Raw genomic sequence first — 27,000 nt, 5'->3', positions numbered from 1 at the left:
ATGACCCCTGAACAACGATTTACCCGCTGGGTAAAAGTCACGCTGGCGCTGTTTGCCGCGATGTTTTGCTATTTTCTGGCCGCCGACATCTGGGTGCCGCAAACCCCGGACTCCACCGTGATGCGGGTGGTGACCCCGGTTTCATCACGTGTATCGGGCTACGTGACGCATATCTACGTCAGCAACAACAGCGTGGTGAAGAAAGGGGATGTGCTGTTCGACATCGACAATAAGCCTTACCAGAATCAGCTCGAACGCGCGGAAATTGCTTATCAGCAGGCGATTCTCGACAACCAGCAAATTGACGCCCAAATCAGTGCCGCGCGGGCAAAAATCAAAGCCGCCCAGCTGGATGCCGACAACGCCGGGCGCAGCTATCACCGGTTTAACGGACTTAGCAGCGGTAACCTGATTTCTAAACAGGATCTGGACGGGGCTTTTACGCGCTGGCAAAGCGCGGTGCAAAACGTCAATAACCTCCAGGCCGCGCTGGCACAGCTGGTGATTTCGCGCGGGGAACGCGGGGATCAAAACGTCACGCTGCAAAAATACCGTAACCTGCTGAACGACGCCCGGCTCAATCTGGATTACACCCGCGTGGTTGCCAGCAGCGACGGTATTATCAGCAATTTACAGCTGAAAGAGGGCTGGTATGCCGGGGCGGGATCCCCCGCGCTGGCGCTGGTTAACGACAAGCTCGATATCGTGGCCGACTTCCGTGAGAAAAGCCTGAGTAAAACCCGCCCAGAAACAACGGCGGATATAGTATTCGACGGGCTGCCGGGGCAGGTTTTCAAAGCCAGGGTCACCAGCAAAGATGCGGGCGTTTTGCCGGGGCAGCAGGCAATCAACGGGCAGCTTTCCGCGCCGGAAACTTCAAACCGCTGGGTGAGGGACGCGCAGCGCATGCGCATTCATTTGCTGCTTGAAGACGGGAAAACGCCAGATCTGCCGGCTGGCGCACGGGCCACGGTGCAGCTCTACAATTCGCCTTCCGCTTTCGCGTCGTTTATCGGCGGGATGCAAATCAGGCTGGTGAGCTACCTGCATTATGTTTATTAAATTTATTCTTGGCCCGCTGAAGCGCAATGCACCGACGCCGTTCAGCGGCAATGATTTCCGCCATATGCTGCGCATCGTCATGGCGGGCTGCGTGGGGATGTTTGTCTACAGCTGGGTTAACACGCAGTACGGGGTATTCTACGTGGTTTACCCCATCATGCTCACCGGGCTGGTGCCCATTTTTAACGGCCATATTGCCAGGCAGATGATCGCCAACGCGCTGCTGAACTGCGTGGAAATGACGCTGCTGTTTGCGGTGCTGGCGAATTACCCGCTGCCAATGACGCTGATTGTGTTCCTGATGTACATGACGCGCTTCTACCTGATGAGCCGGGGGCCGCTCTTTCTGTTTGGCTCGATGGGCGTGGTCTGTTTAAGCGTGATGGCTAATTTCCTGAGCTACCCGACCACCGACATGAGCGACCTGATGTTTTCTAACATCATTGGCAGCCTTTTGGCGGTGGGGCTGTCGGCGCTTAGCTGTTATTTGCTGCCGGACGTGGAGCCGCGCAAGCCGCCGCCTGCGATTCAAAAGGACGGGCCACGGGTAATGCATGAAACACTGCTCGCCTCGTTAACGGCAACTATCTTATTCACCGTGTTCCAGGTCTACACGCTGAATGACTCCCTGGCCGCGCTGATGGCGGGCATTTTTGCCCTGTTCCCCATGCATTTTCGAGGGGCGATACTTTCGTCCTGGTGGCGCATTGTCGGGGTGATTGCCGGGTGTCTTTACGCGATTCTGGTGCAGCTGGTGATCTACGATTTCAGCCGTCACCTGATCCTGCTGATGCCGCTGATTAGCCTCGGTCTGCTGCTGGCCGCGCGAATTCACGTGTTTGAGAAGGTCGGGCCGGGCGTGGGCTTTTCTATTCTGACCACGCTGGCGCTGATGTTCGGGCAATACATGCACCCTAATCAGGATATCGTTTTTAGCGCGCTGTACCGCATTTCATCGGTGTCGGTGGCGATTGTCGGCACCCTGGCCGTGACCTTTATTATCCATAAGATACTGAATAACTTTGCCTCAACGCGCTATATCGTGAAATGACGTTAGTCCTGTTCCGGCCAGTCGCGGGTAATGCCCGGCTGGACAGGGCGCTCAAGATAGGTGGACAACACGATATACGTCCTGGTCGCCACCACGCCGTTGATCTCATACAGATGCGCCAGCAGGGCCTCAAGCGCCCTTGAATCCTCGGTGCGGACCTTCAACAGCATGGACGTGTCCCCGGCGACGGAATGGATCTCCTCCACTTCCGGGTAGGCGGAAATTCGCAGCAGATCCGGCGTTTTTCCCCAGCCTTTGGTATCAATGTGCACGAAGGCCAGCAGGGATTTGCTGATGGCCTTTGGGTCGAGCAAGGCCGCCGTCTGCTGGATCACCCCGGAGCGCTTCAGGCGTTTGACTCTTTCGTGTACCGCCGGGGCGGAAAGGGCGACCTTTTCGCCGAGTTCGGCGTAGCTGATGGTCGCGTCCTCCACCAGCGCGCCTAATATTCTTCGGTCGGCGGCATCGAGAGTTCGCTCTGCCGCACCGTTCTGCTTAATACCGTCTGTTTCTTTTTTCATATTGCCCCTGAGTAATGACGCTGAATTTCATTCGGATAAAATTGGTTTTTATCGAATGTAAGTCAAGTTTAATCCTTGTCAGGAAGAAAAATGAAAAACAGCCAGTGTCTGGAACTTCATCCAGAGCCGTCTCTGTCTCCCGCCAAAGCCGTGTATGTGCTGACCGGCTGCGTCGGCGTTATCGGTGCCAACTCAATGGTGCTGGGGCCTATTGCGCCGGCAGTGGCATCGTCTATAGGCGCGGGAGTGCCGACGGTGATGATGGCCGCGGCGGCTTTTGGCCTGGGCACGGCGGCGAGCGCACTTTTTCTGGCTCGTTTGATCGACTTAGTCGGCTCGGCGCGGATGCTCAAATTCACCATGCTGCTGCTGGGCGCGGCGCTGCTGCTTTGCGCGGCTTCGCCTTCCGTGGCGGTATTTATTGCTGCTCAGCTGATTGCCGGGATGGCTTCCGGTATCGCGCTGCCTGCGATTTACGCCAGCGCGGCCGCCATTGCGGAGCCGGGGCGTGAAAGCCGGACCATCGGCAAGGTGCTGACCGGCTGGACGCTGAGCATGATCGCCGGCGTGTCGTTTTCCGTGGTGCTGACCGAGTTGTTCAGCTGGCGCGCGGTGTATGTGTCCGTGAGCTGTCTGGCGGCCCTGGCGCTGATCGCACTCGTCAGGTTGAACATACAGGATCGCCCGGCGGCGGGCATTGCGCCTTCACCGCTGTCTGCCCTGGGGCTGCCGGGCATCAAGTCGTTGCTGGTGGTGTGCGGGGCGTTTATGACGGCGTTTTACGGGATTTATGCTTATTTGGGCGACCATCTTCATCAGGATCTCGGCCTGCCGGTGACGGCCAGCGGCGGGGTGGCGATTGCCTATGGGGCGGGGTTCGGCTGTGCCGCTTTGCTCAGCGGGATGGTGGATCGGTTTGGCCCTAAACGCCTGATGCCGCTGGTGCTTTTGGTGGCAGCCTTTGTTTACCTGGGCCTGGCGATGCTCGGTGGTTCGCTGGTGGGGGTTATCTGCCTGCTGTTTGTGCTTGGCCTGATGAACCACCTGGGGGTGAACTTACTGATTCAGCGCCTGACGGCCATCGACCCGGCCAGGCGCGGCACATTGATGGGATTGAACAGCGCCGTGACTTATCTGGCTGTGTTTGCCGGCAGCAGTAGCTACGGGCCGCTTTATACCGAGCACGGCTTTACTACGATTTCGCTGCTTTCCCTGGCGCTGATGGTCATTGCGGTGCTGACCTGCCTGTGGCGTGATTTTGCCGGGCAGGGCGTGAAGGTTGTGGGCTAAAGCTTCTACGTTATCGCTTTTTTATCTGAGACAAGCCGGGTTGCCTGTGCTAATTCTGAAGCCATTATATGGCTGCAGAGGTCCGAAATATGAGTCAAAGATTGCCGGTTTTGTTGGTGCAAATGGGGCGGCCCCCCGAGGAAATTCAGCAAGCCGTAGGGGATCAGCCGGCCTGGTTTGCGCAGGCGCTAAAGCACCCGGATATCGAACTTAACATCGTCAGGCCGTTTCTGGGCGAGCCTTTGCCCGCGCCAAAAAGCTTTCAGGCGGCGGTGATTTCGGGCTCATGGTCGATGGTGACGGAGCATGAAGCGTGGAGCGAGCGTACGGCGGAATGGGTTAAAACCGTTGTTGCCGCCGGTACGCCGCTATTTGGCGTGTGCTACGGGCATCAATTGATGGCTTACGCGCTCGGCGGGAAAGTGGATTATCACCCGCAGGGTAGTGAGGTCGGGCAACTGCCGGTGGCACTGACAGAGGCAGGGCGAGACGATCCGGCGCTGAGTCATCTGCCTGAGTCGTTCCCGGTCTTTTTAAGCCATGCGCAGAGCGTCCTGGCGCTGCCGCCCGGGGCCGTTTGTCTGGCGTCGTCGGCCCACGATCCTCACCAAATCATCCGCTACACGCCCAATGCGCTGTCGGTGCAGTTTCACCCGGAATTCACCGCCACGGTGATGAACAAAATTCTCGCCAGCCGCAGCGAGCAGGCATCGTTACGGCAAGAAAATAAACAGACATTGTCGAACGATGTCAGCGCTACGCCCGGGGCCAGAGCAATTTTGCAGCGTTTTGTTTTGCCTTCGGCCTGAACGCCCGCCTTAACCGCCACAATTGTATAGAAAGGAAGGGTTTGTTATTTGCTTGTCGCTAAGGGCTGTGCTGTTATTACTGTGAGAAATAATAAGTAGCTCAACCATTTGGCAAGCAAATAAAAGGCAAACACTATGTCTAAAGGGAAAACACTGCTCGGCCTGCTGCTGAGTGCGCTCCTCCCGGCAGGAAGCGCGATGGCGGCAGCCAACAGCACGCTGGTTTACTGCTCCGAAGCCTCTCCTGAATCCTTTAACCCACAAATTGCCAGCTCTGGCCCAAGCTTTGTTGCCAGCTCGCAAACCCTCTACAACCGCCTGATTGATTTCAGCCTGACCGACAACACGCCGGTGCCGTCGCTGGCGACGGAATGGAAAATCAGTCCCGACGGTAAAACCTATACCTTCACCCTGCGCAAGGGCGTGAAGTTCAACAGCAACAAATTCTATAAGCCAACGCGCGACTTCAACGCCGACGACGTGGTGTTCTCGGTCATGCGCCAGAAAGACGCCAATAACCCGTATCACAAGGTGTCGCAGGCGAACTACGAATACTTCAACGACGTTGGCCTCGACAAGCTCATCGTGGACGTTAAAAAGCTGGATGACTATCACGTCCAGTTTACCCTGAGCGAGCCGAATGCGGCGTTTCTCGCCGACTGGGGCATGGATTTTGCCTCTATTTTGTCTGCGGAGTACGCGGATGCGATGCTGAAAGCCGGTACGCCGGAGCGGGTGGACAACAACCCGATCGGCACCGGGCCTTACGCGCTGCAGGACTACAAAGTGGATTCCGTGATTCGCTACGTCGCCAACCCGAATTACTGGAAAGGCGAAGTCCCGACCAAACACCTGATCTTCTCCATCACCCCGAACGTACAAACCCGGCTGGCGAAGCTGCAGAAAAATGAATGTCAGATTATCCCTGCGCCAAGCCCGGTACAGTTCGATGCCATTAAAGCGGACAAAAACCTGGCGCTGCACAGCATTGATGGCCTGAACGTCGGTTACCTGGCGTTCAACACCAGCAAGAAGCCGTTCGATAACGCGCTGGTGCGCCAGGCGCTGAACTATGCGGTGGACAAAAAAGCCATCGTCAACGCCATCTTTATGGGGTCCGGCTCGGTAGCTAAATCGCCGATCCCGCCAACCATGCTGGGCTACGACAAGGATCTGAAAGACTATGGATACGATCCAGAAAAAGCCAAAGCCTTGCTGAAGCAGGCCGGGCTGGAGAAGGGCTTTGATACCGATCTGTGGTCTATGCCGGTGCAGCGGCCGTACAACCCGAACTCGCGGCGCATTGCGGAGATGATCCAGAGTGACTGGGCGAAAGTGGGCGTGAAAGCCAAAATAGTCACCTTCGAATGGGGCGAATACCTGTCCGGGATGCGGAAAGGAGAACACTCCTCGGCGCTGTTTGGCTGGATGTCCGACAACGGCGACCCGGATAACTTTGCCGATACCCTGCTGGGCTGCGGCAGCGTTGCCAGCGGCTCGAACGTCGCCCGCTGGTGTGACAAAAATTACGATTCACTGGTACAGAAAGCGAAGCTGACCAGCGACCCGGCCGCCCGCGCGAAGCTCTACGTCCAGGCGCAGGAAATTTACTATCAGCAGGCGCCGTGGATCGCGCTGGCGAACGGTAAAACCTTCTACGCGACCCGCAGCAACGTGAGCGGTTATACCGTTAGCCTCGCCGGGAGTGATTTCTCCAAAGCGAAGCTGGATTAAATTTTATTAACCCTCACCCCGGCCCTCTCCCTGGCAGGGAGAGGGGGAATAAAGAAGCTGGCTTTTATATTCGCTCGACCTGGCAGGGAGAGAGAGGAATAAAGAAGCTGGTTTTTTTCTCCCTCGACCAGAAAGGGAAAGAGGGAATACAGATGCCTGTTTTTTTACCTCCTGTCTCCAGGGGAAAAGGGTTTCTCTTTTTATTCCCTCTCCCCTCTGGGGAGAGGGTTAGGGTGAGGGGCAACACATGATAAGGAACATGCCATGACCCATCTCGCAGACGTTATCAGCCGCGTAGACGACGCCATTGCCAAAGACATCATCATTCCGATGAACGAACTACTGATTGAACTCAGCGACGACGCAGCGCTCACGCGGGAAGACCGCTACGCCCAGCAGCAGCGGCTGCGTATCGCCATTGCCCACAAAGGCAATCACCACACAGAAGACGCCGAAGAACGCCGCGAGCAGTTGACCCGCGGCGGCACTATTCTCTAGCCGGGAGTTATTATGCGTATTGGATTTATCGGGCTGGGCGGTATGGGCCAGCCAATGGCCGAAAACCTACTGAAAGCCGGGCATCAGGTTGCCGTCTGGAACCGCTCTCAGGCACCGGCTGAAGCCTTAAAAGCGAAAGGGGCGACCATACACGCCACGCCAGCCGCTTTCACCGACAGCGAAGTGTTGATCACTATGCTGGCCGACGACGACACCAGCCGCCGCGTGGTAATTGAGCAGGGCGCGCTGGAAGCACTGCCGCAGGGCTCAATCTGGATCAACATGGCCACGGTTTCCGTCGCGTTTACCAATGAGATGGCGGCAAAAGCCAGCGCAACCGGGCATCGGTATATTGCCGCGCCGGTACTGGGGCGTGTGGACGTTGCCGCCGCAGGCAATCTCAATATTCTTACCGCCGGGCCAGCGGAGCTGCTGGACAGCGTGCAGCCGATCTTCGATGTGCTGGGGCAAAAAACCTGGCGCTTTGGCGACAGGCCAGAGCAGGCTGCGGCGGTGAAGCTGGCGGCTAACTTTATGCTCGCCAGCGCCATCGAAGCGATGGGGGAATCTTCTGCGTTGGTGGGGGCCTATGATGTGGCCGCCGGGGATTTCCTCGGTATGCTGACCAGCACGCTGTTTGCCGCGCCAGCGTATAAAAACTATGGCGCGATGATCGCCGAATCACGCTACAGCCCGGCCGGGTTTACCATGAAGCTGGGGCTGAAAGACGTGCGCCTGGCGCAGCAGGCGGCGGAAAATAAAAATGTGCCAATGGGCTTTGCGGGCGTGTTGCGGGATAACTACCTCGATGCGCTGGCCCACGGCGATGAACATCTTGACTGGGCGGCATTAGCCACCGTTTCCGCGCGCCGCAGCGGGAAATAACCTTATCTGGCGGCGAGGATATTACTTTCGTCGCCAGATATATCCCTCTAAATATTCATCCGCACTAAAATAACGCCCCGTCGCGGTGCTTTAAATATAATAAAATCTTATTTATTAATATAAAGTCATTGATAATAAACAAGTAATATAATCTGGCATCGTAATTGCTTTATCTATTCCATCTTGTATACCAGGTGGGATGCCAGCTTATGTCAGTCGCTTTATTGTCGCAGTGGGTAGCCGATTACCAGCCTCAGCCGGAAAGGTTGTCAGACGCTTATCAGCAATTAATGGCCAGTATTTCACGCCAGGATAATGCGTGGATTTATATCGCCAGCGAACAGCAAATTAATGAGCAAATAAAGGCTTTATTGCAGGTCATTAAGGCCGGAGACAAAACACCGGCGGATTTCCCCTTATTTGGCGTGCCGTTTGCAGTCAAAGACAATATAGACGTGGCCGGGATGCCAACCAGCGCCGCCTGCCCGGTGTTTACTTATCATCCCGCTGATGATGCCACGGTGATTGCACGCCTTCGCGCCGCTGGGGCCATTGTGGTAGGCAAAACTAACCTCGATCAGTTTGCGACCGGCCTGGTCGGCACCCGCTCTCCGTATGGCGCGGTGGTGAACAGCTTCAACCCGGACTACGTCAGCGGGGGCTCGAGTTCAGGCTCCGCATCTGTGGTGGCGCGCGGTTTGGTTGGCTTCTCACTGGGAACGGACACCGCAGGCTCCGGGCGCGTACCCGCCGGGTTCAATAACATCGTTGGCTTAAAACCGACCAAAGGCTGGCTATCGACGACGGGCGTAGTTCCGGCCTGCCGCCTCAACGACTGCGTTTCTGTCTTCGCCCACTCGGCGGCGGATGCGGCCCTCGTCGCCAGCGTAGCAGGTGGGTACGATCCGCTCGATCCCTACTCCCGAAGCAACCCTCACACCGCCCCGGCTCGCTTTAGCCCGCGCCTGCGCTTTGCCATTCCAGACCGCCTGGCCTTCTTCGGCGACAAACTCAGCGAAGAGGCCTTTCAGCTGGCGCTGGACAGGTTAATGGCGATGGGGGCGGAGCTGGTGGCGATAGATTTCAGCGATTTCACCCGGCTGGCCGGGCAGCTGTATAACGGCGCGTGGGTGGCCGAGCGCACCGTCGCGGTGAAAGAGATCCTCGAAAAACACCCCGAGGCGATGGATCCCACCGTACGCGGGATCGTCGCCAGCGGGCTGAGCTTCACGGCCTGCGATGCCTGGCAGGCGGAATATACCCGGGCCGAGCTTGCCCGCCGCATTCAGCAGCAGCTTGCCGTGTTTGATGCCCTTGTGGTGCCGACGTCGCCGACGATTCACACGCTGGCTGAAATGTGCGACGAGCCGGTGGCCTATAACTCGCAGTTTGGTACCTACACCAACTTCACCAACCTGGCTGACCTGAGCGCGCTGGCGCTTCCGGCGGATTTCCGGGCCGACGGCCTACCCGCAGGGATCACGCTGATTGCCCCGGCCTGGCACGATGCCGCGCTCAGCCATTTTGGCACGCAGTGGCAGGCGCAGCTTGATCTGCCCGCCGGAGCAACGTCCCAGAAATTGCCTGAACAGCAGACCATCACGCCTGCCAGCAGCTTCGTGCGCGTCGCTGTTGTAGGTGCCCATTTGCGAGGGATGCCGCTGAACCATCAGCTCACCGGCCGTAACGCCGTCTTCGTAGAAGCAACCCACACGGCAGAAACCTATCGCCTTTACGCCCTGGCCAACACTCAGCCACCGAAACCGGGCCTGGTACGTGCCGCCGAAGGGCTGCCGATTGCCGTTGAGCTGTGGGATATCCCGCTTGCGCGTTTTGGCGAATTTGTTGCCGAAATCCCCGCGCCGTTGGGAATCGGCACGTTGACCCTGCAGGACGGGCGCAGCGTGAAGGGCTTCATTTGTGAACCGTGTGCGACAGAAGGCGCCACGGACATTACCGCATGGGGCGGCTGGAAAGCCTGGCTTGCTCGTCAACCTGCCGCTTGAGGAGAGGGATTATGTTTAGCAAGGTTTTGATTGCCAACCGCGGTGAAATTGCCTGCCGCGCCATTCGCACGCTGAAGAAAATGCATATCACCAGCGTGGCCGTTTATTCCGAGGCCGATGCCAGCGCGCAGCACGTGATTGATGCCGATGAGGCGATAGCGCTCGGCGGAGATAAAGCCAGCGATACTTATCTGAATATCGAAAAAATACTGGCGGCGGCAAAAGAGAGCGGCGCGGAGGCGATTTTCCCCGGTTACGGATTCCTTTCCGAACGCGGGGAATTTGCCGAGGCTTGTGAAGCGGCAGGCGTTGTTTTTATCGGGCCAACGGCGCAGCAAATCAGCGATTTTGGCCTGAAACACCGCGCCCGCGAGCTGGCCTCCGGCGTAGATGTGCCGATGACGCCGGGCACCGGGCTGCTGACATCCCTTGCTGAGGCGCAGCTGGCGGCAGCGGAAATCGGCTATCCGGTGATGCTCAAAACCACGGCGGGCGGGGGCGGGATCGGACTGACCCGCTGCGACAGCGAACCGGCGCTGCTTGAGGCCTGGGAAAGCGTGAAGCGTATGGGCGCGCAGTTTTTCAGCGACGACGGCGTGTTTATCGAACGTTTTGTCGACAAAGCCCGGCACCTGGAAGTGCAGATCTTTGGCGATGGCAGAGGCAAGGTGGTTGCCCTGGGGGAGCGTGATTGCTCGCTACAGCGCCGCAACCAAAAAGTGGTCGAGGAAACGCCCGCTCCAAATCTGCCGCAGAGCACGCGTGAAGCGCTGCACCGTGCCGCCGTGGCGCTGGGTGAATCCGTTGATTACCGCAGTGCGGGAACCGTGGAGTTTATCTACGACGCCGCGCGGGATGCATTTTACTTCCTGGAGGTGAACACACGCCTGCAGGTTGAACACCCGGTAACCGAATGCGTCACGGGGCTGGATCTGATCGAATGCATGGTGCGGGTGGCGGCAGGCGCGTCGCCGGACTGGCAAAAAATGGCCGAAGCGCCTCAGGGGGCGGCGATTGAAGTCCGCATTTATGCCGAGGACGCGCTGAAAAATTTCCAGCCTTCGCCGGGCGTATTAACCGATGTTTATTTCCCTGAGGGCGTGCGGGTTGACGGCTGGGTCAGCACCGGCAGCGAAGTCAGCGCGTTCTACGATCCGATGATCGCCAAGATCATCGTTCACGGCGATGATCGCCTGCAGGCGTTAAGTAAACTGAACGAGGCGCTGGCCGCTACCCGCCTGCACGGGATCGCCACCAATCTGGATTATCTGCGCCAGATCGTCCGCCTGCCGGAGTTCAAAGCTGGCGTAATGTGGACGCGGCTGCTGGATAGCGTGAGCTATCGGTCGCAGGCCGTGGAAGTGCTGGAGCCGGGCACCTGGAGCAGCATTCAGGACAGCCCTGGCCGCCTTGGATATTGGGATATCGGCGTGCCGCCGTCCGGGCCGATGGATGATTTTGCCTTCCGTCTGGCGAACCGCATTGTCGGCAACCATCCGTCGGCCGCCGGGCTGGAATTTACCCTGCAGGGGCCGACGCTGCGCTTCCACAGCGAGGCCACCATCGCGCTGACCGGGGCTCCTTGTCCGGCCACGCTGGATGATCAGCCGGTAACTTTCTGGCAGCCCACAGTAGTGAAAGCCGGGCAGATCCTGACGCTGGGCAGGGCGACCAGCGGGTGTCGTACCTATCTGGCGGTGCGTAACGGTTTTGACGTGCCGGTGTATCTCGGCAGTCGTTCCACTTTTGCCCTTGGCCAGTTTGGCGGCCATGCCGGGCGCACGCTGCGGGTGGCCGATGTGCTGGCTATTTCTCAGCCTTGCCTGCCGGCCTGCACGACGCCAGCGCCGATTAGCCTGCCGCAGGCCCCGGAACCGGCGCTGATCCCGCAGTATGGCGAACTGTGGGAGATAGGCGTGCTGTACGGGCCGCACGGCGCACCAGACTTCTTCACGCCGGAGTCGATGGACACCTTTTTCAACGCCGAGTGGCAGGTTCACTACAACTCTAACCGCCTCGGTGTGCGCCTCGTCGGGCCTAAGCCTGAGTGGACGAGAGCGGACGGCGGCGAGGCTGGGCTGCATCCCTCCAACGTGCACGACTGTGAATATGCCATCGGCGCGGTGAACTTTACCGGCGACTTCCCGGTGATCCTGACGCGCGATGGCCCAAGCCTCGGGGGATTTGTCTGCCCGGTGACGATTGCCAAAGCGGAATTGTGGAAAGTCGGGCAGGTGAAGCCGGGCGACCGCATTCGTTTTCACGCCATCAGCTTTGAGCACGCGCAGTCGCTGGAGATTGCCCAGCAGGTGGCGGTGACCAATCTGTGCGCCGGAGCAAGCCTGCCGGATCTGCATCCTTCGATTGAACCCGGCTCGACGACCAGCGCGGCGATTCTGGCGGAAATCCCCGCTCAGGCTTCGCTACCGGCGGTGGTTTACCGTCAGGCGGGTGACAACTATGTGCTGATTGAATACGGCGATAACGTGCTCGACCTGGCGCTGCGGCTGCGTATTTACCTGCTGATGCAGGCTATTAAGCAGGCGGCGCAGGCGGGCATTGAGGAACTCTCTCCGGGCGTGCGTTCGCTGCAGATCCGCTATGACAGCCAGCGTATTTCCCAGAGCCAGCTGCTCACGCTGCTTCTGGGCATAGAGAAACAGCTGGGAGATGTGACCCAGCTGAAAATTCCTTCACGCATCGTGCATTTACCGCTGGCCTTCGAAGACAGCTCCACGCTTGCGGCAGTGGAGCGTTATCAGCAAACGGTGCGGGAAGACGCGCCGTGGCTGCCGAACAACGTGGACTTTATTCAGCGCACCAACGGGCTGCAAAGCCGCGACGAGGTGAAGCAGATCCTGTTTGACGCCAGCTATCTGGTGCTCGGTTTGGGAGATGTGTATCTCGGTGCACCTTGCGCCGTGCCGCTCGACCCGCGTCACCGGCTGTTGAGTTCGAAGTACAACCCGGCGCGGACGTGGACGGCAGAAGGCACGGTAGGGATCGGCGGGATGTATATGTGTGTCTACGGCATGGATTCGCCGGGGGGCTATCAGCTGGTGGGCCGCACGCTGCCCATCTGGAACAAATTCCTCAAAAACGAACAGTTTGGCGACGAACCGTGGCTACTCAAGTTCTTCGACCAGGTGCGCTTCTACCCGGTGAGCGAGGAAGATTTAACCGCGTTCCGTACGGCGTTCCGGGAAGGACGTGCGCAGGTTGAGGTCGAAGAAGTTGAGTTCGATTTTGCCGAATATAGCCGTTTTCTGGCGGACAACTCCGACGATATTGCCAATTTCCGCAGCCGCCAGCAGGAGGCTTTCCTGAGCGAAGTGGCGCACTGGAAAGAGCAGGAAAGCGCGGCGGTGGAGAGCGCGCTGATGGCGGCGGATCTGCCGGAGGAGCAGCAGGCCGGGCAGCTCGTCAGCGCCGACCTGAACGGCAATATCTGGAAGATCCTGGTTGAGCCTGGGCAAAGCGTGAAGCAGGGCGAGCCGCTGCTCGTCGTTGAGGCGATGAAGATGGAGCTGCTGGTTAGCGCCCCGTGCGACGGCAAGGTGGTGCGGATCCAGTGCCAGCAGGGCCGACCGGTGGGACCTGGGGATGCGCTGCTGTGGCTGGAGGCGGTGTAGGGGAATCTAGCCCCTCACCCTAGCCCTCTCCCCAGAGGGGAGAGGGAATAAAAACAGAGCCTCAAATCCCGAACGGGGAGAGGGAATAAAAACAGAGAAACACACTCACTTTTTCCCGCTCTCCCAGAAGGGAGAGGATCTTCATGTTTTCTCCCTCTCCCTTCCAGGGAGAGGGCCGGGGTGAGGGTAACAACACGGAAACCACTATGCCAAAGCGACCAGAAGCCGTAGCCGAGCGCATCTACCAGCAGCTCAAAAAGGAAATTTTCGACTTCCTGCTGCTGCCGGGGGACCGCTTTAGCGAAAACGAAATTGCGGAGCGCATGAGCGCCAGCCGCACGCCGGTTCGCCAGGCGCTTTATGCCCTGCAGCAGGAAGGCTATGTCGATGTACAACCCCGCAGCGGCTGGCAGATCCGCGCGGTGGATTTCGATCATCTCGAGGCGCTTTACGATCTGCGCATCGTGCTGGAGCTGGAGGCGGTGAAGCGTCTTTGCCTGCGGGCAGACTCCGTTTTCCCGCTGCCGCTGCAGGCGCTGAAACAGTTCTGGCTGGATGAACCACCGCTGGCTGAGGGAATGAACGTCGCGCCGCACGACGAGGCTTTTCATATGACGCTGGTCTCTGCGGCGGGCAACCCTGAAATGGCGAGGGTTCACCGGGAGATCACCGAAAAAATTCGCATTGTGCGCAGGTTGGACTTTACCCGTCAGCCGCGCGTCAGCGCGACGTATGCCGAGCATGGGCAGATCCTGCTCGCCGTTCGGGACCGTAACCTTGAGGAGGCCCAAACCCGACTACACGACCATATCGCCGCCAGTCAGAAAGAGGTTCGTCAGATAACGCTTCATATGCTGCACCAGGCCCGGCAATTCAAGCTGAGCTAATCACTTATTGTTTCTTCAGGGGAGTCAGACTTATGCCACGTCGTACCTTTGTTAAAGCTTTCGCGCTTTCCGCTTCGTTTGTCAGCTTCGGATGGGCCTTCGCCGCCCAGGCGGCGGACACCATCAAAGTCGGGATCATGCACTCGCTGTCGGGCACCATGGCTATCTCAGAAACGCCGCTGAAAGACGTGGCGTTAATGACCATCGACGATATTAATGCGAAGGGCGGCGTGCTGGGGAAAAAACTTGAGCCGGTGGTGGTTGATCCGGCGTCTAACTGGCCGCTGTTCGCTGAAAAAGCCCGCCAGTTGCTGAGCCAGGACAAAGTGGCCGTGGTCTTTGGCTGCTGGACGTCAGTGTCGCGCAAATCCGTGCTGCCGGTGTTTGAAGAGCTGAATGGCCTGCTGTTCTACCCGGTGCAGTACGAAGGGGAAGAGATGTCGCCGAACGTGTTTTATACCGGGGCGGCACCTAACCAGCAGGCGATCCCGGCGGTGGAATACCTGATGAGCGAGGACGGCGGGGCGGCTAAACGCTTCTTCCTGCTGGGCACGGACTACGTTTATCCGCGCACTACCAACAAGATCCTGCGCGCCTTCCTGCACTCTAAAGGCGTTCAGGACAAAGACATCGAAGAGGTCTACACGCCGTTTGGCCATAGCGACTACCAGACCATCGTGGCCAATATCAAAAAATTCTCCGCTGGCGGTAAAACGGCGGTGATCTCCACCATCAACGGCGACTCCAACGTGCCGTTCTACAAAGAGCTGGCGAACCAGGGCCTGAAGGCGACCGACGTGCCGGTGGTGGCCTTCTCCGTGGGTGAGGAAGAGCTGCGCGGCATCGACACTAAACCGCTGGTGGGTAACCTCGCAGCCTGGAACTACTTCGAGTCCGTCGATAACCCGACCAACAAACAGTTTGTCAGCGAGTGGAAGGCCTACGCCAAAGCCCACAACCTGCCGAACGCCAATACCGTGGTCACTAACGATCCGATGGAAGCGACTTACGTCGGCATTCATATGTGGGCGCAGGCCGTAGAGAAAGCGGGGACGACTGACGTGGATAAAGTCCGCGCGGCGATGGCCGGACAGACCTTTAAAGCGCCGTCCGGTTTTACCCTGACGATGGACGCCACCAACCACCATCTGCATAAACCGGTGATGATCGGCGAGATCGAAAGCAACGGCCAGTTCAACGTGGTGTGGCAGACGGATAAGCCGGTGCGCGCCCAGCCGTGGAGCCCGTTTATTCCGGGGAATGATAAGAAATCTGATCTGCCGGTGAAGACCGCCAGCAACTGATGTTCGACCATCCGGTCATCTTTACCCTCACTCCGGCCCTATCCCTGGAAGGGAGAGGGGGAAAAGCGTTGATAGCCTCTGCATTTTATACCCTATCCCCTCTGGGGAGAGGGTTAGGGTGAGGGGCTGGCCGAGGGGCATCAGGGTAAAACCATTCAGGAGAACGCCATGACATTAGCAACACTGGCCCGGCTGCTGCTGGTTGTGGCCGCTTTATTGCCGGGGCTTGCCGCCGCCGGGGATGCAGAAACCTTTGCGGCGGCAAACCGCACGGCGCAGGCTGACCTGCTGCAAAGCTGGACGCTGGCGCCCGATCCCGCTCGTTTACCGCTGCTCAATGCGCTGCAGCAGGAAACGCTGGTCACCGACGGGCATGCGGCTTTCAACCAGACCGGAGCCACGCTGACGCCGTTGGGCGACGAAGCCCAGCCGCAGGGCGAGACAAAAAAACTTCGACTGACCAACCGGCTGCGCGTTTTGGCCGCCGGAGCGCTGGCCAGCCATCAATTAATAAGTGACAACGTCACCACTCGTTTAAACGCCGCGAAAGCTTTGCAGAAAGAGGCGCCGCCGGAGCTGCTGCCCGTTTTACAGAAGCGGATGAGCGCAGAAAAAGAGCAAAGCGTGCGTGATGCGCTGACGCTGGCCGCCGCCCGCCTTGAGCTAGCCAGCCCGCAGGCCGCCGTGCGCCTGGAGGCAGTTAAGCTGCTCGGCAAGTCCACCGACCCGGATACCGAAGCGTTACTCAAACCTTTAACCGATGCTGGCGCGGAGCCGGATGCCAACGTGCGCCAGGCCGCCGCTGACGGGCTGCATCAAATCGAACGCCGCCAGATGCTGGGGGATATTCTCGGCCAGGCGTTTATGGGGCTTTCTCTGGGATCGATTTTGCTGCTGGCCGCGCTGGGGCTGGCGATCACCTATGGCCTGTTGGGCGTGATTAATATGGCGCATGGCGAAATGCTGATGCTGGGGGCCTACTCGGCGTGGGGCGTACAGGCAGCCTTTCAGCAGTTTGCTCCGGCGTGGCTGGCGCTCTATCCGCTGGTTGCCCTGCCGGTGGCTTTTGCTATCACCGCCGGGATTGGCATGGCGCTTGAACGCACCATTATCCGCCATTTGTACGGCCGCCCGCTGGAGACGCTGCTGGCGACATGGGGTATCAGTCTGATGCTGATTCAGATCGTGCGCATGCTGTTTGGGGCGCAGAACGTGGAAGTGGCTAACCCGGCCTGGCTGTCCGGTGGGCTGCAGGTGCTGCCGAACCTGATCCTGCCGTGGAACCGTCTGGTGGTACTGGGCTTTGTGCTACTGGTGCTGCTGTTTACCTGGCTGCTGCTGAATAAAACGCGGCTGGGCATGAACGTGCGAGCCGTGACGCAAAACCGCGCGATGGCGGCCTGCTGCGGCGTTTCGACCGGGCGCGTGGATATGCTCGCGTTCGGGCTTGGCTCCGGCATTGCCGGGTTGGGGGGCGTGGCGCTTTCTCAGCTGGGTAACGTCGGCCCCGAGCTCGGCCAGGGCTATATCATCGACTCCTTCCTGGTGGTGGTGCTGGGCGGCGTCGGGCAGCTTGCCGGGAGCGTGGCGGCGGCGTTCGGGCTGGGCATCTTCAACAAGATCCTCGAACCGCAAATCGGCGCGGTGCTGGGCAAAATTTTGATTCTGGTGCTGATCGTGCTGTTCATTCAGAAGCGGCCACAGGGGCTGTTTGCGCTCAAAGGGAGGGTCATTGACTGATGAGTATGCCGCTGACTTTAACACTCGGGCGTAAAGCCCCGCGCCTGACTTTGGTGTTGGGGACGCTGCTGGTGATTTTGCTGCTGACGCTGCCGTTTCTGACGCTGTTGCCTGCCAGTAATCCGCTCAGCCTGTCGACCTACACCCTGACGCTGATCGGCAAAATCCTTTGTTATGCCATCATCGCGGTGGCACTGGATCTGGTCTGGGGCTATGCCGGGTTGCTTTCCCTCGGGCACGGCCTGTTTTTCGCTCTTGGCGGGTACGCCATGGGCATGTACCTGATGCGCCAGGCCGCCGGTGACGGGCTGCCCGGCTTTATGTCGTTTCTCTCCTGGAATGAGCTGCCGTGGTACTGGTCCGGCACACAGTACTTCGCCTGGGCGCTGCTGCTGGCGATGGCGGCCCCGGGGCTGCTGGCGTTTGTGTTCGGCTATTTCGCCTTTCGCTCAAAGATTAAGGGCGTGTACTTCTCTATCATGACGCAGGCGTTGACCTATGCGGGGATGCTGCTGTTTTTCCGCAATGAAACCGGCTTCGGCGGCAATAACGGGTTTACCGGCTTTACCACTCTGCTGGGGATGCCCGTTACAGCGGTTGGGACGCGTATCGGGCTGTTTATCGCTACCGTGCTGCTTTTAGTGGCAAGCATTGGCCTCGGCTTCTGGCTGGCGCGCAGCAAGTTTGGTCGCATTCTGACGGCGGTGCGCGATGCGGAAAACCGCCTGTCGTACTGCGGGTACGATCCCCGGGGCTTCAAGCTGCTGGTGTGGACGCTTTCTGCGGTGCTGTGCGGCTTAGCCGGGGCGCTGTACGTGCCGCAGGTGGGCATTATTAACCCGGGCGAAATGTCGCCGACCAACTCTATTGAGGCCGCTATCTGGGTGGCGTTGGGCGGGCGCGGGACGCTGATTGGCCCGGTGCTGGGCGCGGGGCTGGTGAACGGGGCGAAAAGCTACTTCACCATGGCGGTGCCGGAGTACTGGCAGCTGTTCCTTGGCCTGATTTTTATTCTGGTGACGCTGTTTTTACCGCGCGGGGTAATTGGCCTGCTGCGCAAAGGAGAGAAATGATGCAGCCTGCCGAATCTCTTTTTACCCGCCAGTACCCCACGGATCGCTTTCGCGAACAGACCGATCCGGTGCTGGCGCTGGAAAATATCAACGTTAACTTCGATGGGTTTCAGGCGTTAACCAACCTGTCGCTGAATATCGGCGTGGGGGAGCTGCGCTGCGTGATTGGGCCGAACGGCGCGGGAAAAACCACGCTGATGGACGTGATCACCGGCAAGACCAAGCCCCAAAGCGGCAAGGCCTTTTACGATCAGTCCATCGACCTGATGCGGCTGGAACCGATTGAAATCGCCCGGCGGGGCATTGGCCGTAAATTTCAAAAGCCCACGGTATTCGAGGCGCTGACGGTCTTCGAGAACCTGGAGATCGCCCAGAAAAACGAGAAGTCGGTGTGGGCAAGCCTGCGGGCAAAACTCAGCGGCGAACAGCGCGACCGCATTGATGACATGCTGGTGACGCTGCGGCTTGCCGGGGAGCGCCATCGCCGGGCCGGGCTGTTGTCCCACGGGCAAAAGCAGTTCCTCGAAATCGGCATGTTACTGGTCCAGGAGCCGCATTTGCTGCTGTTGGACGAGCCTGCGGCGGGCATGACCGATGCCGAAACCGAATACACGGCGGAGCTGTTTCGTAGCCTGGCGGGGAAGCATTCGCTGATGGTGGTTGAGCACGATATGGGCTTTGTGGAAACCATTGCCGACCACGTTACCGTGCTGCATCAGGGGCAGGTGCTGGCGGAAGGTTCCCTGCGCGAAGTGCAGGCGAATGAGCAGGTTATTGAGGTCTACCTTGGCCGTTAAGGAGCAAATATGCTGCAGGTGAATGAGCTTAACCAGTATTACGGCGGCAGCCATATTCTGCGCGGCGTCAGTTTTGAGGTCCGCGTGGGGGAAGTGACCTGCCTGCTCGGGCGTAACGGCGTGGGGAAAACCACGCTGCTGAAAAGCCTGATGGGGCTGGTGCCGGTGAAAGGCGGCAGCGTTAGCTGGCAGGGGAAAACCATCACCCAGCGCAAACCATACCAGCGTGTTCAGGCCGGTATTGCCTACGTGCCGCAGGGGCGGGAAATCTTTCCGCGGCTGACGGTAGAAGAAAACCTGCTGATGGGGCTGTCGCGATTTTCCGGGCGTGAGGCAAAGGCCGTCCCGGACGAGATTTACCAGCTCTTTCCGGTGCTAAAAGAGATGAAGCTCAGGCGGGGCGGCGATCTCTCCGGCGGGCAGCAGCAGCAGCTGGCGATTGGCCGCGCCCTGGCCTGTAAGCCACAGCTGCTGATTCTGGATGAGCCGACGGAAGGGATCCAGCCGTCGATCATCAAAGAGATCGGCCAGGTGATTCGCCACCTCGCCGGGCGCGGGGATATGGCAATTCTGCTGGTGGAACAGTTTTACGATTTTGCCGCAGATCTTGCAGACCAGTATCTGGTGATGTCGCGCGGGGAGATAGTCCAGCGCGGGCACGGCAGCGCCATGGAACAGGAAGGCGTTCGGGGGCTGGTGGCGATATAAGTGGTCTGCCAAAAAATACCGATTGTGGTACTTTTGGCTGAACCTCTGTGCGCCTATAGTTTTCGACATTCACCATCGAATTCCAGAGGTTAGCATGTCGTTTACCGTCAACAGTTTCCAGCAGCCGATTGGCTTATCTCTTCCTGACTGGCAGCGCCGCCCGCTGCCGGAGCGCGTCACGTTAAACGGACAGTTTTGCCGCCTCGAGCCATTAAGTGCGGCCCGGCACGGGGCGCAGCTTTGGCAGGCCTGGGGGCAGGCTGAAGATGCGAGAGGCTGGACTTATCTCAGCGTTGGGCCGTTCGATACCGAAGCCGATTTTATGCAGTACATTGCCGGGGCAGAAACAAGCGCCGATCCTTTTCATTTTGCCGTGGTGGATACCGCCAGCGGCCAGCCGCTGGGCACGCTGTCGCTGATGCGCCTTGACCCGGCGAACGGCAGTATTGAAGTCGGCTTTGTGGTGTTTTCGCCGCTGCTGCAGCGTACCGCTCTGGCCACCGAAGCCCACTTTTTGCTGATGAAGTATGCGTTTGAAACACTGGGCTACCGCCGCTATGAGTGGAAGTGCGACAGCCTGAACGGGCCATCTCGCCGCGCGGCGCTGCGTCTGGGCTTCCGTTTTGAAGGCGTGTTCCGCCAGATGGGCATCTATAAAGGGCGTACCCGCGATACGGCGTGGTTCTCTATCACCGATGGCGAGTGGCCGCTGGTGAAAAGCGCGTTTGAACGCTGGCTTGCCGCGGACAATATGCCTCACGGCGAACAGCGTGTTGGGTTGGCGGCTATTCGCGACGCACTTAGCCGGCAGAAAAGCGAACCCGCTCGGCAGGTGAATGTCCGCCTGTTAACGGCGGGCGACCGGGCGCAGTGGCAGGCGCTCTGGCAGGGCTATCTGACCTTTTATGATGCTCAAATCAGTGACGGTGTCACCGATTTGACCTGGGAACGTTTGCTGGATGCGCAGGAGCCGCTGTGGGGATTCGGGGCTTTTGACGACCAGGGAACTATGCTTGGTTTCACTCACTTCCTCTATCACCGCAGTACCTGGTCAGCAACCCACTACTGCTACCTGGAAGATCTGTTTGCGACGCCTCAGGTGAGGGGCAAAGGCGTTGGTCGGGCGTTGATTGAAGCGGTACGCCAGCAGGCTGCAGCCAACAACAGTTCGCGTCTGTACTGGCATACCCATGAAACCAACGCCACCGCGCAGACGCTGTATGACAAAGTGGCGAAGAAGTCCGGCTTTATCAAATACGAAAAAGACGTGTAATCACGAGCGCCTCGTCAGGCCGTTATGGGCTGGCGGGGCGGCGTATTCATGCCGATCACAATGGCGTAGTAAGCCAGTACAATTGTCGCCATCAGCACCACGAACAGCATGTAAGGCGGCAGCCAGCTCAACAACAGCCCGGTGACCAGCGGGTTGCAGGCTCCACCAAGCCAGCCGAGCTGCTGGGCGGCAAAGTAGCTTGATTTCAGCCCCGACGGCGCGATGTTGTCGACAAGCATGTATTCCCCCGGCGCGTAGATCAGTTCCCCAATGGTAAACACCAGCGAAGACAAGCCCCACAGCCACAGGTTTGTGCCAGAAATCATAAAGCCGCCGAGGCCGCAGACGAAAAACAGCGTGCCGTAGAACATCATCTTTTTGATGTTATCGGGGCGGATGTTTTTACCCAGGAAGTACTGGAAAGCGACAACCACAATGGCGTTGACCGACAGCACGACGCTGACCACCTTTTCCGCCAGCCCGGTATCGCCGATAACAATCGCATATTGCGACAGGCAGCCGGCGAACGCGCCGTAAACCATCGAGCCTAAAAATGCCGAGGTCGTGAACCACATCAGCTGTTTGTCGCGCAGCATCATGCGCGGCGACGGCAGCACCTTGTCTTCCATTTCCGTGGCGCGGCTGCTTACTGGCTGGCTTTGTACGTAACGGGCAATCATCAGAATCGGCAGCAAGGCGGTCATGGCGGAGAGCCAGAACGGCAGATTGGTGCTGTACATCACCACGAAGGTGCCTATCGGCGGGCCAACCGTCCAGCCAACGTTGACGAAGGTGTAGTTGAGGGAGAAGATTTTGGGCTTCAGGCTGATGTCCAGCGTTTCGGAAAACCAGGCTTTCACCACCACGGAGAACACGGTGTAAGAGCAGTTGATAATCGAGTAAAACAGCACCACCAGCCCGGCGTTGTGCACCAGCGGGATAACCGCAAAACCGCCGAGGAAGATGACGATAGCCAGCAGCATCGCTTTTTTCTTATCAAATTTATCCGCAAGGATGCCAAACCACAGGCTGAAGATCACCCCGGCCACCAGCGCGATAGTAATCGCCAGGCCGATATCTTTCAGCGCCATGTGGTATTCGCGCGAAAGATAAATAGTCATAAACGGCAGCGTCAGGCCGCGCCCGATAGTCAGCAGCAGCGAAGAGATAAGTAACACAGTTGTTGCAAGTTGTTTGCCTGCAAACAGATTTCTGAGGGCGGTCATGTCAGCCTGTTTTAGTCATGGTGAGGTAAGAGAACGAGAAAGATTTATCACGAAAAATCAGCCTGGTATAGCAACCAGATCTGACATAAGCACGATACATCACATCTGTACTCCTGACAAAAAGTGGGATCTGTATCTATTTACTCAGGGGGATAAGGTTTATTTTTTTACAAATCGATAATAAATACAGGGCGGGACAATGACGCGTAAAGATGGATTGCTGGCGCTGCTGGTGGTGGTGATTTGGGGCGTGAATTTTGTGGTGATCAAGCTGGGGCTGCACAATATGCCGCCGCTGATGCTGGCGGGGCTGCGCTTTTTGCTGGTGGCGTTTCCGGCCCTGCTGTTTGTGGCCCGGCCAAAGCTGCCGTTCCGGCTGCTGGCGGGCTATGCGCTGACCATCAGCTTCGGGCAGTTTGCCTTCCTGTTTACCGCGATCAAGTTTGGCATGCCCGCCGGGCTGGCCTCACTGGTGCTGCAGTCTCAGGCGTTTTTCACCATTATTCTGGGAACGTTTTTCTTTGGCGAGCGGCTGCAGGCTAAGCAGCTGGCCGGGATCACCCTGGCGGTCTTCGGCGTGCTGGTGCTGATTAAGGGCAGTTTCGAAGGCCAGCACGTCGCGCTGCTCGGCTTTATGCTGACGCTGGCGGCGGGCATGAGCTGGGCGTTCGGCAATATCTTTAACAAGATGATCATGCAGCATGAACAGCGCCCGGCGATCATGTCGCTGATTGTCTGGAGTGCGCTGATCCCGGTGCTGCCGTTTTTTGCGGCAAGCTGGCTGCTGGATGGGCCGGCAACGATGCTGCAAAGCCTGGTGAACATCGATACAACGACCATTCTGTCGCTGATCTACCTGGCGTTTATCTCTACCATTGTGGGCTACGGTATCTGGGGCACGTTGCTGGGGCGCTATGAAACCTGGCGCGTGGCGCCGCTGTCGCTGCTGGTGCCTGTGGTGGGTATGGCCAGCGCGGCGTTGCTGCTCGGTGAAAAGCTGACGGTAATGCAGTTGCTGGGGGCGATACTGATTATGGGCGGGCTGTATATCAACGTCTTTGGTCTGCGTTTTGGCCGGTCGGTGAAGCGGGCTTCATCCTGATATTCGCGGCACCCGCCCAGCATCGGGCGGGTCAGCCTTTATCTTACGAACGCGAATGACCGTGGTAGTACGGGGAGCCCAGCTCTTCTGAACGTTCAGCCGCCGTTTGCTGCGGGCCTTTAGACAGTTGACTGCCGGAGCAGGTGATCATGTTGCCGTAGTTGGCCTGGGTGGCGTTGAAGCTGCCGGACTGCTCCGCAAGAGCGTTGGTTGATGCCAGCGCCAGAAGGAGCGCGGCTGCGGAGATGACTTTCATATTTCCTCGGTTACGTCTGTAAAACGGACGGTGATGCGTTAGTTACACAAACTGCAATACTGGTTGTACGGGTGCAGATATTTGCCTTCGCCAGCGAGACGGGTTACGCGGTACTTGTGCGGCGGCACCGAGAAGTAGTTCTTGAAGGTGCGGGTTAACGTCTGCTGCGATTCAAAACCGTAGCGCTCGGCCAGATAAAGGATCGGTTCGTTGCTCTCTTTAAGCTTCAGGGCGATTTCGGTCAACTTACGGTTGCGGATGTACTGGCCCATTGAGTGGCCGGTTTCTTTTTTAAACATCCGCTGCAGATGCCACTTGGAGTAGCCTGAGCGCTGAGAAACCTTCTCCAGCGAGAGCGGGGTTTCCAGGTTCTCTTCAATCCACCCCAAAATGCTTTGAATTGTGACCGCATCATTGTTGCGTCTGGACATCGTTTCACCTCTTTGCAGGTTTACGGCAATACCTTTTTCAACAGGCGATAAAGCGTATCGACTTCGTCGTCCGTAAGGTTTTTAGTGAGTTCTTTATGGAGGCTAAGCCCCACCAGGTTTCGGCATTCTTCACACAGCGCCACGCCTTCCGGCGTCAGCCTGATCAGAACGCCGCGCTTATCGTTGGGGTTCGGCAAACGCTCGACCCAGCCTTTGCACAGCAGGCGGTCCAGCATTCGGGTTAACGCACCGAGGTCAACGGAAAGCACTTTTTTCAGCTCGACTGGGGTAATACACACTTCATAGTGAATGGAGCACAGCACCTTGAACTGGGTCGCGGTGATATCCAGCGGGGAGAGCGAATCGTTTAACAGGCGATCTTTATGCTGATTCACCATGTGGATCAATCGCCCGAGGGGGATCATTTCGTTAAACAGATCACAGGTGCTTTTCACTATGTTTGCCCAGGCAAGTAGATTAGTCACGGCAGATACTATTGCCGAGGCAAGTATAAGTCAACGTGATGATTCAGCCTATGCCACGAAAAGCTAAAACGCTTCAACAGCGGTCAGTAAACTGCGGGCTGCTATAGTCTAACCTGCGCTATAGCTGCTCAATAAAGGACAAAAAAGGATAAAAATATGATGGATTTACTCAGGGCCATCGGCCTTGGCCTTGTGGTACTGCTGCCGCTGGCGAACCCGCTCACCACCGTGGCGCTGTTCCTTGGGCTCTCCGGAGACATGAATAGCCGGCAGCGCAACCGCACGGCGCTCATGGCTTCGGTGAATGTGTTTGTCATCATGATGGTGGCGTATTACGCCGGGCAGGTGGTGATGAACACCTTCGGGATTTCGATTCCCGGGCTGCGTATTGCCGGGGGATTGATTGTCGCCTTTATCGGCTTCAGGATGCTGTTCCCGCAGCAAAAAGCGCATGAATCGCCGGAGGCAAGAAGCAAGTCGGAAGAGTTAAGCGAAGAGCCGGAAGCCAATATTGCGTTTGTGCCGCTGGCGATGCCGAGCACGGCGGGGCCGGGAACCATTGCGATGATCATCAGCTCCGCTTCAACCGTGCGGGCAGGCTCCGACTTCCCGGGCTGGGTCATTACCGTTGCGCCACCGCTGATCTTCCTGACCGTCGGCGTGATTCTCTGGGCCAGCCTGCGAAGCTCTGGGGCAATTATGCGTATGGTGGGTAAAAGCGGCATCGAGGCGATTTCCCGCCTGATGGGGTTCCTGCTGGTGTGTATGGGCGTGCAGTTTATTATTAACGGCGTGCTGGAAATTATTAAAACTTATCCTGCCTGATTTGAGCGTGATCGAAAAAAATGCCCTCGTGATGAGGGCATTTTTGTTAATGCGTAGGCCGGGGCTGCTCTTCCAGCGTCACCGGCCAGCGGCGGAACACCAGAATGGACCAGACCAGCGCGATAAGCGCCGGAATCGCGCCGATAAAGCCGATATCTGACATGGAGATATGCAGGCTGACCTGATTCCCCACCAGCGCGCCCGCGCCAATGCCGATATTAAAGATCCCGGAGAACAGCGACATCGCCACGTCGGTGGCATCCGGCGCCAGGGCCAGGACTTTAACCTGCATCCCCAGGGCCACGATCATAATTGAAATACCCCAGAACAGGCTGAGCCCGGCAAGGGTGAGTTCGCTTTGCGCGGCGGGCAGCAGGAGCACCAGGCAAGCGGCCATCAGCGCAATCGCGCCGGACACCAGCCCCGAAGCGTATTTATTCCCCCATTTGCCAAACAGCACGCTGCCGATGATGCCCGCGCCGCCAAACAGCAGTAAAAGCAGGGTGGCAAAGTTAGCGCTAAGCCCGGCAATTTGCTGGACGAAAGGTTCGATATAGCTGTAGGCGGTGTAATGCGCGGTGACCACCACCGCGATTAAGGCATAGATATTGACCAGCGCCGGGCGGCGGAACAGTTTGGGCACGCTCGACAGCGAGCCAGAATGCTCGCTCGGCAGTTTGGGCAGCAGTTTCATCAGGCAAAACAGCGTGATGGCCGCCACGACGCCAATGACGAAGAAGGTGGTACGCCAGCCGAAATACTGCCCGACGATACGCCCGATCGGCAAACCCAGAACCATTGCCAGCGCCGTGCCGGTGGCGAGCAGGCTTAACGCCTGCGCTTTTTTGCCCGCCGGCGCCATGCGAATGGCCAGGGAAGCGGTAATCGACCAGAAAATGGCGTGGGCGAAAGCAATCCCAATGCGGCTGATTACCAGCACGGTAAAGTTCCAGGCGAGGAACGACAGCACGTGGCTGACAATAAACAGCAGGAAAATGCTAATCAGCAGGCGGCGACGTTCAACCTGGCTGGTCATCAGCATAAAGGGCAGCGACATCAGGGCCACCACCCAGGCGTAGATAGTCAGCATGATCCCGATCTGCGCGGTTTCCATGCCAAAGCTTTGCGCAATGTCGGACAGCAGGCCGACGGGCACAAATTCGGTGGTGTTAAAAATAAAGGCGGCGACGGCGAGAGTGACGACCCGCAGCCACGCCGTTTTGCGTGAAACGGTAGCAATTGTCATAAGGGAATATGCAGGTAAATAAGGGGCAGGAATGGGGCGATCATAAAACCATCAGATCGGCGACACAACCCATTTTGTGATTTATGTCTCATTTGGGGCTAGCGCCTGAGTACGGTAGAAAAAAAACAGCACAGTTCGGGCGAGTATGTCATGGTAGAG

24 protein-coding genes are annotated in these 27,000 nt (G+C 58.2%); 18 read left to right on the top strand and 6 right to left on the bottom strand.

Annotation, left to right across the window (positions count from 1 at the left end):
* Together F3J28_RS06690 and F3J28_RS06685 are read left to right on the top strand one after the other, a co-directional pair.
* On the top strand, positions 1-1,062 hold the full coding sequence (locus F3J28_RS06690) for an HlyD family secretion protein (RefSeq protein ID WP_166874051.1): 1,062 nt from the start codon (positions 1-3) through the stop codon (positions 1,060-1,062).
* The gene (locus tag F3J28_RS06685; protein WP_052045603.1) at positions 1,052-2,113 is read left to right on the top strand and encodes a DUF2955 domain-containing protein; all 1,062 of its coding nucleotides are present in this window, start codon (positions 1,052-1,054) and stop codon (positions 2,111-2,113) included. The genes F3J28_RS06690 and F3J28_RS06685 overlap by 11 nt, the downstream gene beginning before the upstream one ends.
* A 2-nt stretch (positions 2,114-2,115) precedes the next feature.
* On the opposite strand, the gene F3J28_RS06680 is transcribed toward F3J28_RS06685, so the two are convergent.
* Complete coding sequence (locus F3J28_RS06680) at positions 2,116-2,634, bottom strand: Lrp/AsnC family transcriptional regulator (protein ID WP_166874048.1); 519 nt, start codon at positions 2,632-2,634, stop codon at positions 2,116-2,118.
* A 90-nt stretch (positions 2,635-2,724) separates the two neighbouring features.
* Here F3J28_RS06680 and F3J28_RS06675 point away from each other — a divergent pair, with 90 nt between their 5' ends.
* From F3J28_RS06675 to F3J28_RS22610, 14 genes are all read left to right on the top strand, one after another.
* Positions 2,725-3,924, top strand: coding sequence for an MFS transporter (locus F3J28_RS06675; RefSeq protein WP_166874046.1), 1,200 nt, complete (start codon positions 2,725-2,727; stop codon positions 3,922-3,924).
* Positions 3,925-4,013: 89 nt separating this feature from the next.
* Positions 4,014-4,733 carry a glutamine amidotransferase gene (locus F3J28_RS06670; protein WP_166874042.1) on the top strand — a complete coding sequence of 240 codons (720 nt, stop codon included), beginning with the start codon at positions 4,014-4,016 and terminating at the stop codon, positions 4,731-4,733.
* A 135-nt stretch (positions 4,734-4,868) separates the two neighbouring features.
* Positions 4,869-6,467 (top strand): ABC transporter substrate-binding protein, encoded by a 1,599-nt coding sequence (locus tag F3J28_RS06665; protein WP_166874039.1) that lies wholly within the window; start codon positions 4,869-4,871, stop codon positions 6,465-6,467.
* A gap of 264 nt (positions 6,468-6,731) precedes the next feature.
* Positions 6,732-6,965 (top strand): DUF2526 family protein, encoded by a 234-nt coding sequence (locus F3J28_RS06660; RefSeq protein ID WP_166874036.1) that lies wholly within the window; start codon positions 6,732-6,734, stop codon positions 6,963-6,965.
* A gap of 12 nt (positions 6,966-6,977) precedes the next feature.
* Complete coding sequence (locus F3J28_RS06655; RefSeq protein ID WP_166874033.1) at positions 6,978-7,850, top strand: NAD(P)-dependent oxidoreductase; 873 nt, start codon at positions 6,978-6,980, stop codon at positions 7,848-7,850.
* Positions 7,851-8,059: 209 nt separating this feature from the next.
* Positions 8,060-9,856 carry an allophanate hydrolase gene (gene atzF / locus F3J28_RS06650; protein WP_166874030.1) on the top strand — a complete coding sequence of 599 codons (1,797 nt, stop codon included), beginning with the start codon at positions 8,060-8,062 and terminating at the stop codon, positions 9,854-9,856.
* Between the two features lie 11 nt (positions 9,857-9,867).
* Positions 9,868-13,488: an urea carboxylase gene (gene uca / locus F3J28_RS06645; RefSeq protein WP_166874027.1), complete on the top strand. Its 3,621-nt coding sequence runs from the start codon at positions 9,868-9,870 to the stop codon at positions 13,486-13,488.
* 206 nt (positions 13,489-13,694) lie between these two features.
* Positions 13,695-14,375 (top strand): GntR family transcriptional regulator, encoded by a 681-nt coding sequence (locus tag F3J28_RS06640; RefSeq protein WP_166874024.1) that lies wholly within the window; start codon positions 13,695-13,697, stop codon positions 14,373-14,375.
* A 32-nt stretch (positions 14,376-14,407) separates the two neighbouring features.
* Positions 14,408-15,679, top strand: coding sequence for an urea ABC transporter substrate-binding protein (gene urtA / locus F3J28_RS06635; protein ID WP_166874020.1), 1,272 nt, complete (start codon positions 14,408-14,410; stop codon positions 15,677-15,679).
* Positions 15,680-15,847: 168 nt separating this feature from the next.
* Positions 15,848-17,419 (top strand): urea ABC transporter permease subunit UrtB, encoded by a 1,572-nt coding sequence (urtB, locus tag F3J28_RS06630; RefSeq protein WP_166874017.1) that lies wholly within the window; start codon positions 15,848-15,850, stop codon positions 17,417-17,419.
* The gene (gene urtC / locus F3J28_RS06625; RefSeq protein ID WP_166874015.1) at positions 17,419-18,492 is read left to right on the top strand and encodes an urea ABC transporter permease subunit UrtC; all 1,074 of its coding nucleotides are present in this window, start codon (positions 17,419-17,421) and stop codon (positions 18,490-18,492) included. The genes urtB and urtC overlap by 1 nt, the downstream gene beginning before the upstream one ends.
* Positions 18,492-19,289, top strand: a complete 798-nt coding sequence (urtD, locus tag F3J28_RS06620; protein ID WP_166874504.1) for an urea ABC transporter ATP-binding protein UrtD — start codon at positions 18,492-18,494, stop codon at positions 19,287-19,289. The genes urtC and urtD overlap by 1 nt, the downstream gene beginning before the upstream one ends.
* A gap of 9 nt (positions 19,290-19,298) precedes the next feature.
* Complete coding sequence (gene urtE / locus F3J28_RS06615; RefSeq protein WP_166874012.1) at positions 19,299-19,997, top strand: urea ABC transporter ATP-binding subunit UrtE; 699 nt, start codon at positions 19,299-19,301, stop codon at positions 19,995-19,997.
* Between the two features lie 94 nt (positions 19,998-20,091).
* On the top strand, positions 20,092-21,270 hold the full coding sequence (locus F3J28_RS22610; protein WP_166874009.1) for a GNAT family N-acetyltransferase: 1,179 nt from the start codon (positions 20,092-20,094) through the stop codon (positions 21,268-21,270).
* Between the two features lie 14 nt (positions 21,271-21,284).
* Here F3J28_RS22610 and F3J28_RS06605 read toward each other — a convergent pair whose 3' ends face one another.
* On the bottom strand, positions 21,285-22,496 hold the full coding sequence (locus tag F3J28_RS06605) for an MFS transporter (protein ID WP_166874006.1): 1,212 nt from the start codon (positions 22,494-22,496) through the stop codon (positions 21,285-21,287).
* 199 nt (positions 22,497-22,695) lie between these two features.
* Here F3J28_RS06605 and eamA point away from each other — a divergent pair, with 199 nt between their 5' ends.
* Positions 22,696-23,598: an O-acetylserine/cysteine exporter gene (eamA, locus tag F3J28_RS06600; RefSeq protein WP_166874003.1), complete on the top strand. Its 903-nt coding sequence runs from the start codon at positions 22,696-22,698 to the stop codon at positions 23,596-23,598.
* A 43-nt stretch (positions 23,599-23,641) separates the two neighbouring features.
* Here eamA and marB read toward each other — a convergent pair whose 3' ends face one another.
* Genes marB through marR form a run of 3 tightly spaced genes read right to left on the bottom strand, consistent with a single transcriptional unit; the run spans position 23,642 to position 24,740 of the window.
* On the bottom strand, positions 23,642-23,854 hold the full coding sequence (gene marB, locus F3J28_RS06595; protein WP_008459034.1) for a multiple antibiotic resistance regulatory protein MarB: 213 nt from the start codon (positions 23,852-23,854) through the stop codon (positions 23,642-23,644).
* Positions 23,855-23,892: 38 nt separating this feature from the next.
* Positions 23,893-24,285: an MDR efflux pump AcrAB transcriptional activator MarA gene (gene marA / locus F3J28_RS06590; RefSeq protein ID WP_008459033.1), complete on the bottom strand. Its 393-nt coding sequence runs from the start codon at positions 24,283-24,285 to the stop codon at positions 23,893-23,895.
* Between the two features lie 20 nt (positions 24,286-24,305).
* On the bottom strand, positions 24,306-24,740 hold the full coding sequence (marR, locus tag F3J28_RS06585) for a multiple antibiotic resistance transcriptional regulator MarR (RefSeq protein WP_008459031.1): 435 nt from the start codon (positions 24,738-24,740) through the stop codon (positions 24,306-24,308).
* A gap of 186 nt (positions 24,741-24,926) precedes the next feature.
* Between marR and F3J28_RS06580 the strand changes: the two genes are divergently transcribed.
* Entirely contained in the window at positions 24,927-25,595 is a 669-nt protein-coding gene (locus F3J28_RS06580; RefSeq protein WP_166864123.1) for a MarC family NAAT transporter, read from the top strand.
* A 46-nt stretch (positions 25,596-25,641) separates the two neighbouring features.
* On the opposite strand, the gene F3J28_RS06575 is transcribed toward F3J28_RS06580, so the two are convergent.
* Positions 25,642-26,841, bottom strand: a complete 1,200-nt coding sequence (locus F3J28_RS06575; RefSeq protein WP_166874000.1) for a sugar transporter — start codon at positions 26,839-26,841, stop codon at positions 25,642-25,644.
* Between the last annotated feature and the right edge of the window lie 159 nt (positions 26,842-27,000).

Origin of the sequence: Enterobacter sp. Ap-1006 (genome assembly GCF_011752835.1) — a bacterium.
GTDB lineage: Bacteria > Pseudomonadota > Gammaproteobacteria > Enterobacterales > Enterobacteriaceae > Cedecea.
This window is presented reverse-complemented; position numbering and strand designations above follow the sequence as displayed.